Here is a 15,143-nt window from a genome sequence, read left to right on the forward strand (position 1 = left end):
CAGCTCACCACCGTGTTCGCTGAAAGTCCACCCCTTAAGCATGACAACCAACGATTCAACTAAGCCTCAAAACGCTGCAGTATTTAGCAGCTACATCACGCATTAACGCATGAGCAAAAGTCTCATGTGAAGGCGGAGCCGTTTCTCAACTCCATAACAACAACCCAATAAAATCAGACGGCTACAACCAAAAACTACGCGGCGCTTTTTGTAGCTTGGTCCGTAGCCTTACCTCAAGTCCCTGTTTCTAAAAAATAAAACGCCAAAACATGCACCTGCGTTCAGGTGTGTAGAAAGATTGATGGTAAAAAGAGGCCCAGACGCTTGCCCCTAACAAACGTCGCAAGCCATGCGGCAACAGAGTTAAAGTAATTCTAAAACCTCAAAGAAGCTCCTTCATAATCCCATAAACCTTTATCGTGTCCCGCCTCCAAGTAAGCTACCAATTCTTTAACTTTTGCTGCCACAGGTATATTGATCGCAATGAAGCCCGGTGTCCCACTTTTCTCGACATCACAACCTAAAGAAGTCAGCTTCTCTCGGACTGATTCAACATCACCCAAGTCATAAATGATCATTCTAATCGTACTATTCTCAGAGTGCTCACTAACACTTTCAAACAGATATTCATCCCCAAGCTTTCGGGCTTTCACAACATCGTCACAGCTTAATCGAGGAACATAGAAAGGAATGTTATCAATCTTGAATAATCCCTCCTCTAGCGGCATCGCCCATAAGCTTTCCCATTTTTCAGGCGGATAACCATCCTCATCTTACTTAAGTTCAAATAGAACTTTGACATAGGTATCTTCATATTTCGCTTGATACTCAACCATTATAGCGCCATTGGATCCTTATCGCTTTTGCGTATGTTATAATCCGAGCATAGAACTTGACCATTTACAAGAGGTCCATTACCGCCTTTCGAACGTGGAATAATATGATCTCTTTGTCGCTCACTGCCTGGGGGTGTAACACCTTTCTAGCTTCTTTGTCCCAGAACAGTTTCAACACCGCAGCTTTCACATTTGTTTACTCCACCATTCACTGCAACGTTGCGCTGATCGATTTCTCTTTTGCCTTTTGCAGTAACTCCACACCTCTAGACCCGAGCCTTTGTACTGCATTAACCGCATCATCAGAGGTAAGGTCTCCATCAAGATGCACATGTAGTAGGGCTGGTTCCCTATCCCGCTAGTTCAGCGCCGCGCTTGTTTGCGGCTTCAATAGCTTTCAGCATGAGGTCAGGCAACCCTTCTTCCTGCATCAACACATTAAGGGCGGCGGCTGTAGTGCCGCCGGGGCTTGTTACTCTGCGTCTTAGTTCCGCAGCTTCGATATCACTATCCGCCGCCAGAAGCCGACCTGCTCCGATAATAGTTTGCCTTGCCAGTGCCATAGCCACATCTTCGGGCAAGCCTTGGCGCACGCCAGCCGCGGCCATACATTCCACCATATAGAACACATAAGCTGGCCCACTGCCGGAAACAGCGGTTACAGCGTTCATCTGATCTTCGCTGTCGATCCATACGGTTGCGCCAGTGGCTGACAAAAGCTCTCTCGCCAGTGTTTTATCAGCAGCCGCAATACCTTCCTTTGCAGTAAGCCCCGTAATGCCTGCGCCAACTGCCGCTGGTGTGTTTGGCATTGAGCGAATAAGCACACATTCGTGTTCGATACCTCTGTGCATCTGATCAAGCGTAACCCCTGCCGCCACAGAAATAACAAGGCTGTTTTTGTCAACAACACCTGCCACCTGCGGCAACACACGGTCAATCACCTGCGGTTTCACTGCCAGAACGACGGCTTTCGCCAACGTACCTTTGGGCAGTTCTTCAAACGAAGTAACGCAGCGTTTTGTAGCCACGCCCGACAAGCAGGCGCTATCCAGCGCGGGATCAATCACAAAAATTGCTTCTGGTGAAACCCCAGCACTCAGCCAGCCGAGCGCCATCGCATGGCCCATATGTCCACAACCAACAAGAATCAGTGGATTATCCGGTGAGAAAACGTGCTGCATAAAGGCCTCATATTTCAATAGAAAAGGTAGATGGATGCTACATCCACCTACCTTTCCATTCAAGCACAGGAAAATGACAATTTCTTTTTCAACCTGTTAAAAAAGCTATCAAATCCCGGTACCGCTCCCTAAGCCTGAGGCCTGCGGTTTTATGCTGATCCAGCACATTCAAGCATTGCCGCTTCAATGGCTTCTTCTGGGCTGTGCCCGCCCCACATAACAAACTGGAACACAGGGAAGAACCGTTCGCTTTCACCAAGCGCTGTTTCCACCATGGTAACCATATGATCTTCACCAATACCGCCGAGCATTAAATCATTCGCAAGGCTGGCGTGGCGGTAAAGCAGCACATTCTCTTCTGCCCAATATTCGAAATGACCAATCCACATACGTTCATTGATCAACCCAATAACTTTATAAATATCGGCTTTTCGGCTGGCTGGGACTTTAAGATCAAACAAGCAGGCGAATTGAAGTGTTTTAAATTCTTCACGCCACATGATGCGAAATTGCAGATCGGTGTATTCACCTGAGATAAACATGACGAGTTCATTATCGCCGTGCCGTTCGACGCTCCAGTCATTAGCGCCTGCAAGCTCTTCAGCCATGTCTACAGGATTGTTTAGTGCAATCTCGGAATGCCCGGTACTTAAAGTCGTCATCTCGGTTTCCCCTTATGAGATGTAACGCCGGCCTGAACCGGCTGAGTTTCCGCCGGTCAACGTCTAGTAATTTATAACCAGAAACACGATATCTGGCTCCCTCTTACAGACTTAACACTAAATATAGCGTGCCACGAATTTCCAAACTTGCAAGGAAATATTCTTGTCTGGGCCAAATTTCTTGTGGAAAACTCTTCAACCATCGCTTTAATGCAGGAAAATTTAAAGCGGTATTTCAGGCTGTTACAAAGGTATATTGAAGTGGATAAGATATATATCCATCGGGGATAATTTTACCCCCGAAAGCAGTATTTAAATGGCAAAATTAACCAATTTTCTTCTTGAGAGCTTCAATTTCAGCCTTCAAATCTTCGTTTTCAGTACGGGCTTTTTCAGCCATATCACGTACAATTTCAAATTCTTCACGGCTTACAAGATCCATTCCAGCAAGCTGACGATCAAGCCAGGCTTGAAACGCGCCTTCCATTTCACCCTTCACACTATGAGCTGCACCAACAGCACCTGTTGCCAGCTTTGCAAGGTCATCCATGAATTTATTCTGTGTCTGCATTGGTATGTTCCTTATAAATCAGTGTGCTTCATATGGGGGAAAATACATAGAATTGCAATGGGCGATGTGCCGCACATATGCCCTAAATCCTTTCTATCAAAGCCTTCACTTGACACAAAGCGCCCAGAAAGCATGATGGCGCAGATATTGAAGCGACATTAAAGGCATTTCCTTATGACACTTGGCGTCATCCCCTATCCGCAGATTGATCCTGTTCTGATTGATTTCGGCTTTATCGCTATTCGCTGGTACAGCATGGCTTATCTGGGCGGTATTTTGTTTGCCTGGTGGTATATCCGCCGGCTATCAGGCCAACCGGGTGCCGCCATGAGCCGGGACCATATTGATGATTTCATCACATGGGCTGTGTTCGGGATTATTCTTGGTGGCCGCCTTGGGTATGTTTTCTTCTATGATTTCGCGAAATATATGGCAGACCCTGTAGGTATCGTTCGTTTCTGGGATGGAGGGCTTACCGGCATGTCTTTCCACGGCGGGTTCGCAGGTGTTGTGATCGCCGTGATCTTATATGTGCGCAAACATAAGCTTGATTTAATGCGTGTGGCAGACACCGTTGCCATCGTAAGCCCTATTGGTTTGCTTGTTGGCAGGATTGCAAACTTCGTGAACGGTGAGCTTTGGGGCCGGCCCACTGATGTACCGTGGGCAATGATTTTCCCAAGTGACCCGAGCGGACTAGCGCGCCACCCAAGCCAGCTTTATGAAGCACTGGGTGAAGGGCTTATTCTCTTTATTGTTCTGCAACTGCTTTACCATAAAACCCGTGTGGCAAAAGATATGCCTGGTGTACTTGCAGGCCTCTTTATTGCGGGATACGGGCTTACCCGTGTTATTGTGGAATTTGTGCGTGAGCCTGATGCCCATATCGGCCTTATGGCAGGTATTTCCCGTGGGCAGATGCTTTCAGTACCTATGTTCCTGTTGGCCGCATGGCTTATCAGCAAAGGTATTCGCCACAAGAAAGCGCTGGCAAATAAAGGGTAAGCTAGATGACCGAGCTGAAACAAAGCCTGATCCGCCGTATTGAAGCCACTGGGCCAATTACGCTTGCAGAGTTTATGGCCGAATGTCTGATGCATCCTCAGCACGGTTACTATCAGAAAGAACGTGTTTTCGGAAAAGATGGTGATTTCATCACCGCCCCTGAAGTGAGCCAGATGTTCGGTGAAATCATTGGGCTTTATATGGCGGACCGCTGGTATAAAATGGGCAAGCCGCAAAGCTTCCACCTGATTGAGTTCGGCCCCGGCCGTGGTACTTTAATGGCTGATATTCTGCGCGCTACAGCACCTGTAGAAGGCTTTGTGGATGCCGCAGAGGTTCATTTCATTGAAACCAGCTTGCAATTAAGGGAACTTCAAAAAAAGAAAGTACCACACGGTAACTGGCACGATACCCTGAATACGGTACCAGAGGGCCCCAGCCTGATTATTGGGAATGAGTTTTTTGATGCCCTTCCCATTCATCAGTATGAACGACAAAACGGCGAATGGCTGGAACGTCGGGTGCACGCCGAAGATGGTGTATTTCAGTTGGTTGTTACCAAACCAACCGCTCATGTTGCGCTGATACCCGAACATATGAAAGATGGACCGGACGGCAGCATAGCCGAGATTTGCCCATCTGCCCTTTCCATTATGGGGGATATAGCACTCCGCCTGAATACACATGGCGGTTCGGCCCTGTTCCTCGATTACGGCTACCGGATAAGTAGCTTTGGCGATACATTCCAGGCACTTAAAAACCACGAATATGTTGATCCGTTCGCTGAACCCGGCGCAGCTGATCTCACCGCCCATGTAGCGTTTGATCAGCTTCACCGCGCGGCAACAGAGGCACATTCAAAGGCATATGGTTCAACACCGCAGGGTATGTTCCTGATGGCGCTAGGGATAGGCAGCCGTGCACAGGCACTAGCTTCTGGCACGGATGCAGCCAAACAGGAAAAGATTCTTTCTGAACTTAAGCGCCTTACCGCACCTGACGAAATGGGAACTCTCTTTAAAGTGCTTGCCGTTCAAAACCATGAGCTACCTCCACCACCAGGGTTTTAGGTAGCTCAAGCCTTTATCAAGCTTTTAACGTTTCCGTTTAACCCGCAGAGCTCGATTTGATGAACCAACAAACAAACGGTAAGACCCAAGTGATCCCTTTTTAATCCGCACCTTTTTTCCAGCTTTTAGATAGAAGCGTTTTGCAGATTCAATCGAGCGCCAAATCTGCCCGTTATCAAGGAAGATAATTGCCTGATTATTCTTCAGCGTAGCCACTTCCTCAATTGTAGCTTCCAGCTCATCAATTTCTTCGGCTTTACGTTCACGCTTGCCAAACGATTGCTCTGGCGTAGCTGTGGCCTGAGCTTGCTGTTTCGCGAGTTCCTGTTGTTTGCGCTCGAGTTCTGCAAGGCGCGCTTCAGCGGCTTTTGCTCTTTCTTCTGCTTCTTTCAGCGCCGCTTGAAGTTTTTTCGCATCGGGCTTTTTCTCAGCGGCAACCTTTTTCGCGCGGAACAGCTTGTCATAACAGGCAAGCCGCTTTGCCGTATCGTCGATTGCACCACAAACCTTCGCGCTTGATACTGTTTCAGCAGGACTACCATCTTGCGCTTGCAGAGGAGTGTGGAGGGTGGCCGCTAATAAAAGAGCTGGAACTCCTGCAACCACATAAGCCAGTTTCTTTTTAACCACAACAAATCTCCCCGATTCACAAAACAGTTGGATAAATGAATATGCATCTCAACTGAAAGTAAACATCAGTGCAAGTATAAAATTTCCGCTGCCGCAATCGCTTGTTTACGCGCAAGAGCAACTATAAATAGGTTAACCGCTCATCAATATAATCCTAAGAAGAACACTCCTGTGAGCGATACTTTATCCTAAGATTATGTAACTACCCAGAAGACACGGTGGCAGTTTTCTTCCTATTGCTCTTGGCAATTGCCTGCTGCTCTTTTTTCATGAGTTTGCAATAGGATTTAACTGATTTGACTGATTTGACATCTAGCTTGGAACAACCGTTTAAATATCCCTCTGTGCATCCATAGGATAATCAGTCAAATCAGGAAGGAAGCTGCTATTTGTATTCTCCCCGCCTTTATTTTACCAATTAAAGCAGATAAGGTTTTGAAAAAACAACACCTCAGCGATGATTGATCTCATGTCCAAGCACATTACTATTGATGATTTCAGCTCTTTTCCTCATTCTTTTATGAGTAATGAGGGGGGCACTTCCCGGGGTATTTACCGTAGTCTCAACTGTGGCCCTGGTTCTAATGATGATGCCGCAAATGTGGCCGAGAACCGAAGAATCGTTGCAGAGCATATTGCAAAACGCCGCGATGCTCATGTGCTTTCTTGTTATCAACACCATAGCGCAGATGTTGTCGTTGCCTCCTCAGATTGGGGGGAGGACCGCCCGAAGGCCGATGCGATGGTTACCAGAGCACCCGGGCTTATTCTCGGAATTTTAACAGCTGATTGCACACCAGTTTTATTTTCAGATGAACAAGCCGGTGTTATTGGGGCAGCACACGCGGGCTGGAAAGGTGCACTTAGCGGTGTGCTTGAAAACACAATTCTGGAAATGGAAAAACTGGGTTCCACGCGCGCCAATATTAAAGCTGCTATTGGCCCTACTATTCACCAACCAAGCTATGAGGTTGGAGCCGGTTTCAAAGATCAGTTTCTTGAGAAAAATACATCGTTCGAAAAATTCTTCATTGCGGGCAAGGATAGCGATCATTTCCAGTTCGATTTACCCGGCCTCGTAACCGCGCGACTAGAAACCGCAAACATTCTCGCCCACCATAACGTGAGAATCGATACATACACAAGTGATGTGCATTTTTCCTATCGCCGCACTACACATAGAGGCGAACCAGACTATGGCAGACAAATTTCCGCAATAATGCTGCCTGCATAGCTAACTGTAAGAAATAAGTCACAATATTAAGTGGATTTTAATTTCCCTTCTGCACAAATATGCCTGAGATGCATCTGTCTGCTTTACAGGCACCTTGTGCACTGATAAAGGGACGGAAACCGACGTCAATCTTCATCACCGTGGAGGCCATTTAATGGGCATGAAGATTCTAACCGGGAATTCAAACCGGGAACTCGCTGAGGCGATTAGTGAGTATCTTAACATTCCTCTCGCAAAAGCGGATATCAAACGCTTTTCCGATCAGGAAGTATTCGTTGAAATCCATGAAAATGTTCGGGGCGAGGATGTATTCCTTGTGCAACCGACCAATTTCCCAGCAAACGATAATATGATGGAACTGCTTGTGAGCATTGATGCTCTTCGTCGTGCATCCGCACGCCGTATTACAGCAGTTATCCCATATTTCGGGTATGCGCGCCAAGACCGGAAGCCTGGTCCGCGTACGCCAATTTCTGCGAAACTGGTTGCGAACCTTATCACAACAGCGGGTGCTGACCGTGTGCTGACGATTGATCTGCATGCTGGCCAGATTCAAGGTTTCTTCGACATCCCGACAGACAACCTTTATGCGATGCCTGTTCTTGTGCGCGACCTGAAGGAAAAATACGAAGGCCGTACAACGACAATCGTATCTCCTGATGTTGGCGGTGTGGTTCGTGCTCGCGCTTATGCGAAACGCATGGATGCGCCAATTGCAATCATTGATAAACGCCGCGAACGCGCTGGTGTTTCTGAAGTGATGCATATTGTTGGTGATGTTGCCGGCACAGACTGTATCCTAGTGGATGATATCGTGGACAGCGCAGGTACACTTTGTAACGCAGCTCAGGCACTACTTGATGCTGGTGCGAAATCAGTATCAGCCTATGTAGCGCACGGCGTACTTTCAGGCCCTGCAGTTGAACGCATCACGAAAAGCGGCATGGACGAAGTGGTTATCACTGACAGTATCCGCCCGACAGATGCAGTGGCAGCGTGTGAGAAAATTCGTGTGGTAACAGTTGCTCCGCTTCTTGCGGAAGCGATGAACCGTATCGCACACGAAACAAGCGTTTCCAGCCTGTTTGATTAAAAGGTAGTAAAGAACAAAGCAAAAAAAGCCCTCGTCCAATCGACTGAGGGCTTTTTTATTTAAATTTCAATATTCTGATTATCTAACCAGAACAGCCCCGCGAGCATCATATGTCGGGAAAATCCTCTCCAATGCCTTCTGAGTAAATTCTGCAGCAATAGGGCCAACACGCGTATCTTTTGCGGCAGCGGCATAAGCATAGCCTCTACCTTCAAACTCTCGCAGAGACGATAAATTAGGCCGATTAACGGTCGCCATGACTTTCTGTTCAGCGATCAAATCACCTTCGCGGCTATAAACAGAAACTGTCCCTTGCATCCGTGTAGGAGTATTTCTGCTGGCAATTGAAACGGCTGCAAAGTTATTCACATTAATTCTTTTGATATGCAGATTGATATTGCCTTCAAAATCAGGGGCAGCTTCCTTTACACCAAGTTCCATCATAGCAGTGATAAGAGCTTCAACGTTATAATTATCAACATCAGGAATAAGCTCCGCATTCCCCCAGTTCATATCTCTAAAGCGCGTTTTAAGAACAGCAGCCCCGGTTGCTACGCGTGGATTTGGTCCTTCCGCGCTTGCTTCGCGAAATTTACTTTCCCGGCTTTTTTCAATGCGGTCTATCTGCCCCATTTTCTTATTCAAGTAATCGGAGAATGTAACGGTAACTTCAGCTTTTGCAGGTAGTGCGAACGCAGCTGCAATAACAAAAGCCTGTAAGCCATGCTTAATCTTGATCATAAAACACCTCAACCCTTTTGATAACACAATCCACTTATAGGTGTTATAATATTGTATAACCTTGTTCAAAACACAAGATCAGAACACAACTATAAGAGTTATTTCACGCGAAAGTGTTTTAATAAATCAATCAACAGGTGCGTTTTAAACCTTAGCCTGTCGGTTTTCTAGCAATTTCAGAGATTATTTGGTGGTAAGGTCACAAGCCTTTAGATGCTTTTTAAACGCAGGCCTGAAGGTCGGATGTTTTTCATCAAAATGCTGGGCAACTTCAAAACCCATACGGAAGGTTTCGTAATATGTTTTTTGAAGTTCATCGAACCTTTGCTTCAGTCTGGGCGATAGGAGATTACGAAAATTAAGCGTCAGAAGTGCATCCACTTTCCCTTCAAGCAACCAAAGAAGGAGTTGATTTCCGTTATCACTGGTTTTGCCGAGCTGGTACCCACGTTCGCGTAGCATTGTTTCAGGGCCAGACTTTGCAAATGTACCGATAAGAGCATTTGCTTTAAAATCCGGATTATCAGGGTTTATTTTTGCGTCAGGGCGAATATACCAAGACAGCTCCCGCCGCCCCAGTTCACCAATAATATACTGCTCATTATCCCTGCCACTCCAGTGATAGGTAGGAAACCAAAGATCAAGTGTCTCATTACCAAATAATCGGCGAGCACGAGCGAGAGGCACAACATTCAATTGATACTTTAATCCCATTGCGCCCAGGGCGCAGGAAAGCACATCAACCCCAGGCCCCTCGATAGCACCATCTTTACGTAGAAAGGCGAACGGCCCAAAACCATGTGTATAAACATTTAGTGGTGCCGCTGAAGGGCCTTCTGTAGCCCGAGAGCACACAGGTGTCGCGGCAATCACCGCAACGCAGATAGAAAGTATATAGAGAACTCTATTCACTATTCTGTCGCCCTCCCCTAATTCCGAGCCCGAGGGTGAATATCAGATAAGAAAGCGACTGAATAGTAGAATCTATAGTTACCAAATCGTTAACTTATTATTCTCGCATACCAAGAAACCGTAAAGTAAAGCCGATTGTATTTATTGTTCCGTGCGCAAGTATTTGAGGCAAAAGGTTCTTTTTACCTAAAACCACGTAGACAATAGCAAAACCCAACCCCGCGAATCCTGTCACAATAAAGCCGTGCCCACCTTGATAATATGCATGCCGATACCCGAAAAAGATGGAGGAAAGAACAATTGCCGCTATTGTCGCCGCTGTATCACCCCCTAAAAACGTGCTGAGGCGATTCATAATAACAGCGCGGAAAAGCATTTCTTCAAAGAAGGCGCTGTGAGTCCATACAAGGAATAACCACATAATAAAAACGGGCACATTTCCTTCCACACCTTCGAACCGATTAACAACAAAGCCTTTGTCAAAGAACAGGTCAGCAATGAAACCACCTGCTGCCAGAAACAGTAAAATAAAACCAAAAACCAAAGCCGCTTGAAGAAGCGTTTTCCAAATCTTTTCCGGTTTTACAAAACCAAGGTCGGCCCATGTCATACCGCGTCTATGCAACATCCATGTCGCCACGATCATAGCCGTAAAAGTTGAGATAGGCCCCGCAAACTGAGATGAATAAAGCAAAGCTGTCTGCTTTACGCCGACAAGCACACCTACAATAAGCAATAAATCATAAAGGGCTGAAACGGAGAATTGTCTCTTTTTCTCAGCCTTCGCCGATGTTGTGTCAGTCATAGTATCCTCGCTGTCTTATATTTTTTAAAGTCGGCACTACACCACTTAATGTCAATTGAACGTCAAATAGCGCTTCCTCAATAACAAATACTGTTATTGACCGGGCTTATACCGTTACGGAAAACTTACGTTCTTTCCTATCTTTTGAGATGATAGTTTATTGTCAAATTTGACAATAAACTTAACACGCTGTAGTCATTACACAAAAGCGTAGCAAAACCATCACCCATTCTTCATTCCCCTCCGGTAGGAGGCTGAGCATATATTTCAGGGAGTTCTTCAAAATGCGTACTTTTCTTTTAGCCTCAGCCAGCGCCATAGCCTTGGCATCCACACCAGCCACTGCACAGGAAAGCAAACCAGAAACCGCTAAAGATGAAATTGAAATCATCACAGTAACAGCGCAGTTCAGAGCGCAAAGTGCTATTGATGTACCATTAGCTGTTACCGCTTATAACGGTGATTTCTTAAATCAGATCGGCGTAGATTCTTTTGAAGAGCTCTCAGCCTTCACACCCGGTTTTGTGGTACAAGAGCAAAGCGTGAATAACCCGGGCTTTGTACTACGTGGTATTACGTCAGACAGCGGTGCATCAAATATTGAAGCCCGTGTTTCCGTATTCCAGAATAACGTTTCTATCTCTCGTTCCCGCGGCTCTGTCGTACCCCTTTATGATCTCGAGCGTGTAGAGGTTCTTAAAGGCCCACAAGGAACACTTTTTGGTCGTTCAGCACAAATTGGTGCTGTTCATATCATTACCAACAAACCAGAATTTGAACCATCAGCAGGTATTAACGCCACATACGGCAACTTTGATACCGTTGGTATTGACGGCTTTGTTAACGTACCACTTAGTGAGAAAGTAGCCTTCCGTCTTGCTGCTTCATATGATTATGCGGATGGTTACACGGAAAACACAGAAGGCCCAGCCCTGAACGGCACCGATACATTTGCCACTCGCGCCAGCCTTCGCTTCCGCCCGCACGAAGATTTCACACTTGATCTGATTGCAAACTATTCAAAAGATACCCCTACAGGCACCAGCTTTAAATCAGGTGTTATTCCGGCAATTGGTGGCAACACGAGCCCGAACTCTCCAGCCTCCCTGAACACATTTGGAAACTTCCTGGGCGGCACAGATATTTCTGTAGACCGTGAGCTGTTTGATATTACTGCAATTGTTGATTGGAATTTCTCCGATAACTGGCGCCTTCTCAGCACAACTGCATACCGCGAATTTGATAGCCTTGAAGTATTTGATCCAGACGGTACAGGCTTTGATATCTTTATCTTTGCAGAAGATGCAAAAGGCGAGCAATTCAGCCATGACATGCGCTTCAGCTATGATGCTGGCGGCAGTGTTCGTGGTTTCTTTGGTGGCGGTATTTTCGTCGAGGAAGGTAGCCAAGGCGTACCACTCGGTATCGATATCGGTACAACAGCGGGCCTTTTCGGTTCCGTTGCCGCAACATCAGACCCGGTTGATGGTACCGCCTTCTTTGGTGGCAGCATTCCGCTGGCACAAGCTTACCTGAGCGGCAACCCGGAAATCCTGAATGCAACACTTGCAGCAGCAGGCATTCCAACAGGTGTTTTCCAGCAGGAAACCTTTACCAATTTTGCGGATAATGTCTCTCTCGATGTATTTGCCGAAGTGGAAGTAGACCTTACAGAGCGTTTAACCTTCATCGCAGGTGGCCGTTATAGCCACGACAATAAAGAAACATCTTTCTCATCCGCTGTTGAAATACCAAACCCGTTAACCCCTCTTATTGTTGGCACACCAGCCCTGCTCGCAGGTAATTCAAACGGTGTTATTTCTTCTGATGATTTTGATGTTGATAGCACCTTTGGTGGTTTTTCCTGGCGGGCAGTTCTTCTTTATGCGCTTTCAGAAGATGCCAATATCTATTTCAACTATAGCCGCGGCAGGCGTCCTGAAGTAATTGAAGATTCGTTCACAACCAACCCAGATGCCAGTGTAACACCTGCTTTCACGTTGATCTCTGAAGAAACAGTGAACAGTTTCGAACTGGGCGCTAAAGGCAGCTTTATGGATAACCGCCTTACGGTTGAAGGTGCGCTTTATTATTATGATTATAAAAACTTCCAGACATCAGTTGCTGTTGATGCAGGCCCTGGTCAGCCACCGCGTTTTGAAAACGTAAATGGTGGTACAGCTGATTCATACGGCTTTGAAATTGGGTTCGATGCCAAACCAACAGATAATCTGAATATTTTCGTTACTTACGCCTATAACCGTGGCCGCTTTAACGAAACAGATGATGAAGGCAATGCACAGGTATTTGGCGGCAACCAGTTCCGCCTGTCACCAGATCATTCTTTCTCTGCGGGCTTCCACTATGAGCATGAACTTGATTTCGGCACCTTCTTCCTGACACCCACATACACATGGAAATCTGAAGTTTACTTCGAGGATGACAATCAGGATGACTTTGCGGTTGTTGACCCGGCGTCCGGCAGCACACTCTTTGTTGTACCGGGCACACGCGAGGATAGCTTTGGTCTGATGAATATCAGAGCTGGCCTAAGGCTTATGGAAGGCAGACTAACCATTCAAGGTTATATGGATAATGTATTCGATAAAGAATACATCATCGATGGCGGTAATACGGGCGGCAGTTTCGGTATTCCAACCTTTATCGCTGGCCCACCACGCACATACGGTCTAGGCCTATCCTACAAGTTTTAATACGAAGAGAGGGGCTCAATTGAACCCCTCACTATATCCATGCTTACAAATATTATGGCTTGATTAATCCTCAACCAGAATAAAGCCCGGAGCATCATATTCAGGAAACAGCTTTTCCAGTGCTGCCTCTGAAAAATTAGCGAAAATCGGCCCTACTCGAGTGTTAAGAGATCCAGTACGGTAGGCATACTCAGACCCTTTATAACTTCGAGAAACTGTAAAATTGCGAGTTGGATAAGCTTTGACTTTTTCTTTTGCCACAACTTTACCATCAGCATCCAACAAAGTTACTGTACCCTCCATAAAGGTATTGAAAGAACTAAGAATGGACACAGAATGGTTGCGCACGCGTAAGTGATCAACATGCACAAGAATATCACCATCAAAGTCAGGTTTTGCTGCATGTATTCCACGCTCGAACATAGCAACAATTAAGTTATCTACACTGAAATTCTCGATTTCAGGGATCGCGCGTTCATTACCCCACTCAGTGCCAGAAAACCGACTTTTATTAATATAATCCCGCGGTCGAATTGAAGCGCCTCTACCTCGATCTGTGCGGAATTTACGAAAAGTCTCTTCACGCCCCAATTCCACTCGATCCAAGGCACTGTGGTATTTCTCAAGCGTGTCAGAATAACTCACTTTAACATCGGCTTGTGCCGGCATAGCCGCAGCCATTATAAACACTGCGCCAATTGCAGCTTTTGCATGAGCGGAGATATTCTTCATTTGCTGGCTCCTAAATCTTCATTTTTTATATATCTATGAACTATCATCCATAGTTTATATGAATAGATACTGAACAGTGACATCCCTATTTTTGAAATCCTAATCACAATCACTGGATAGCGTCATAAATATAGCAGTAATACTGCTTTATTTCTTGCATTTCAGGGGGATTCGCGGTACATCGCGCCGACTCATACAGCGATGCCTGTTATGGGGAATCCGTCCTTACATCCTTGGAGGAAGCGACGGTCGGTATTCGGATGGTCTGAATACCAGGTTTAAAGTTTGGAGAAAGTGAATGGCTAAAGTCATCACCATCGAAGCGGAAGCGCGTGATCGGATTGGTAAGGGAGCCTCCCGTGCAGCACGTCGTGCCGGTTTTGTACCTGCTGTAATTTACGGCGATAGCAAAGAACCAGAATCAATTCAGATTGCACTGAACGAAGTTGTTCGTCTTCTGAACCGTGGCGGTTTCATGTCTCACACATATGAAATTAAAGTTGGCGGCAAGAAGAAAGCAACAGTTCTTCCACGTGATCTACAGCTACACCCTGTATCTGATACACCACTACACATCGACTTCCTTCGCCTTGGTAAAGGTGCAACGGTTGTTATGTCTGTACCTGTAAAAGTTACTGGTGAAGAAGAGTCTGCTGGTCTGAAGCGCGGCGGCGTTATCAACCACACTCGTCACGAAATCGAACTTAACGTTCCTGCTGATTCTATTCCTGAGTTCATCGAAGCATCTGTTGCTGACCTTGACCTTGGTGAAGCAGTTAAGATTTCTAACGTAACTCTTCCTAAAGGCGTTACACCAACAATCACTGATCGTGATTTTGTAATCTGTGCAATCGTTGCTCCATCAGGCCTGAAGTCTGCTGAGAACGCTGCTGCAGATGCTGACACTGGCGAAGAAGAAGCTGCAACAGAAGAATAATTAGAGCTCTGCTCTAA

Annotated in this window: 15 protein-coding genes and 1 pseudogene; 6 read left to right on the forward strand and 10 right to left on the reverse strand. The window is 46.2% G+C overall.

The features are described from left to right. Positions 1 to 374 precede the first annotated feature (374 nt). The 5 genes and pseudogenes from MF542_RS00460 to MF542_RS00475 all read right to left on the reverse strand — a co-directional run. Positions 375 to 731 (reverse strand): annotated as a pseudogene (locus tag MF542_RS00460) (DUF4265 domain-containing protein); the annotation flags it as partial. A gap of 104 nt (positions 732 to 835) precedes the next feature. Further along, a complete protein-coding gene (locus tag MF542_RS17870; protein ID WP_425531243.1) occupies positions 836 to 940 on the reverse strand; it encodes a hypothetical protein in 105 nt (34 codons plus the stop codon). 246 nt (positions 941 to 1,186) lie between these two features. Continuing rightward, the gene (gene proC, locus MF542_RS00465; protein ID WP_247014804.1) at positions 1,187 to 2,020 is read right to left on the reverse strand and encodes a pyrroline-5-carboxylate reductase; all 834 of its coding nucleotides are present in this window, start codon (positions 2,018 to 2,020) and stop codon (positions 1,187 to 1,189) included. Positions 2,021 to 2,169: 149 nt separating this feature from the next. Further along, a complete protein-coding gene (locus tag MF542_RS00470) occupies positions 2,170 to 2,682 on the reverse strand; it encodes a type III secretion system chaperone family protein (RefSeq protein WP_247014806.1) in 513 nt (170 codons plus the stop codon). Between the two features lie 325 nt (positions 2,683 to 3,007). Then, positions 3,008 to 3,253, reverse strand: a complete 246-nt coding sequence (locus MF542_RS00475; RefSeq protein WP_247014808.1) for an accessory factor UbiK family protein — start codon at positions 3,251 to 3,253, stop codon at positions 3,008 to 3,010. A 174-nt stretch (positions 3,254 to 3,427) separates the two neighbouring features. Here MF542_RS00475 and lgt point away from each other — a divergent pair, with 174 nt between their 5' ends. After that, positions 3,428 to 4,258, forward strand: coding sequence for a prolipoprotein diacylglyceryl transferase (gene lgt / locus MF542_RS00480; RefSeq protein WP_247014810.1), 831 nt, complete (start codon positions 3,428 to 3,430; stop codon positions 4,256 to 4,258). 5 nt (positions 4,259 to 4,263) lie between these two features. After that, positions 4,264 to 5,328, forward strand: a complete 1,065-nt coding sequence (locus MF542_RS00485) for a class I SAM-dependent methyltransferase (RefSeq protein ID WP_247014812.1) — start codon at positions 4,264 to 4,266, stop codon at positions 5,326 to 5,328. A gap of 24 nt (positions 5,329 to 5,352) precedes the next feature. Here MF542_RS00485 and MF542_RS00490 read toward each other — a convergent pair whose 3' ends face one another. Beyond that, positions 5,353 to 5,958, reverse strand: coding sequence for a hypothetical protein (locus MF542_RS00490; protein ID WP_247014814.1), 606 nt, complete (start codon positions 5,956 to 5,958; stop codon positions 5,353 to 5,355). Between the two features lie 469 nt (positions 5,959 to 6,427). Here MF542_RS00490 and pgeF point away from each other — a divergent pair, with 469 nt between their 5' ends. Further along, a complete protein-coding gene (gene pgeF, locus MF542_RS00495) occupies positions 6,428 to 7,192 on the forward strand; it encodes a peptidoglycan editing factor PgeF (RefSeq protein WP_247014816.1) in 765 nt (254 codons plus the stop codon). A 160-nt stretch (positions 7,193 to 7,352) separates the two neighbouring features. Further along, positions 7,353 to 8,285, forward strand: coding sequence for a ribose-phosphate pyrophosphokinase (locus tag MF542_RS00500; protein WP_343264824.1), 933 nt, complete (start codon positions 7,353 to 7,355; stop codon positions 8,283 to 8,285). A 78-nt stretch (positions 8,286 to 8,363) separates the two neighbouring features. On the opposite strand, the gene MF542_RS00505 is transcribed toward MF542_RS00500, so the two are convergent. The 3 genes from MF542_RS00505 to MF542_RS00515 form a co-directional block, all read right to left on the reverse strand. Further along, positions 8,364 to 9,026 carry a hypothetical protein gene (locus MF542_RS00505; protein ID WP_247014820.1) on the reverse strand — a complete coding sequence of 221 codons (663 nt, stop codon included), beginning with the start codon at positions 9,024 to 9,026 and terminating at the stop codon, positions 8,364 to 8,366. A gap of 183 nt (positions 9,027 to 9,209) precedes the next feature. After that, complete coding sequence (locus MF542_RS00510; protein ID WP_247014822.1) at positions 9,210 to 9,938, reverse strand: hypothetical protein; 729 nt, start codon at positions 9,936 to 9,938, stop codon at positions 9,210 to 9,212. 97 nt (positions 9,939 to 10,035) lie between these two features. Continuing rightward, on the reverse strand, positions 10,036 to 10,743 hold the full coding sequence (locus MF542_RS00515; RefSeq protein ID WP_247014824.1) for a CPBP family intramembrane glutamic endopeptidase: 708 nt from the start codon (positions 10,741 to 10,743) through the stop codon (positions 10,036 to 10,038). 284 nt (positions 10,744 to 11,027) lie between these two features. On the opposite strand from MF542_RS00515, the gene MF542_RS00520 reads away from it, so the two are divergent. Beyond that, entirely contained in the window at positions 11,028 to 13,457 is a 2,430-nt protein-coding gene (locus MF542_RS00520) for a TonB-dependent receptor (protein ID WP_247014826.1), read from the forward strand. A gap of 63 nt (positions 13,458 to 13,520) precedes the next feature. Here MF542_RS00520 and MF542_RS00525 read toward each other — a convergent pair whose 3' ends face one another. After that, on the reverse strand, positions 13,521 to 14,189 hold the full coding sequence (locus MF542_RS00525) for a hypothetical protein (RefSeq protein WP_247014828.1): 669 nt from the start codon (positions 14,187 to 14,189) through the stop codon (positions 13,521 to 13,523). 298 nt (positions 14,190 to 14,487) lie between these two features. Here MF542_RS00525 and MF542_RS00530 point away from each other — a divergent pair, with 298 nt between their 5' ends. Then, positions 14,488 to 15,126, forward strand: coding sequence for a 50S ribosomal protein L25/general stress protein Ctc (locus MF542_RS00530; RefSeq protein WP_247014830.1), 639 nt, complete (start codon positions 14,488 to 14,490; stop codon positions 15,124 to 15,126). The last annotated feature ends 17 nt before the right edge of the window (positions 15,127 to 15,143 follow it).

The sequence above is a fragment of the Kordiimonas laminariae genome, from assembly GCF_023008165.1.
GTDB classification, from domain to species: Bacteria; Pseudomonadota; Alphaproteobacteria; order Sphingomonadales; family Kordiimonadaceae; genus Kordiimonas; species Kordiimonas laminariae.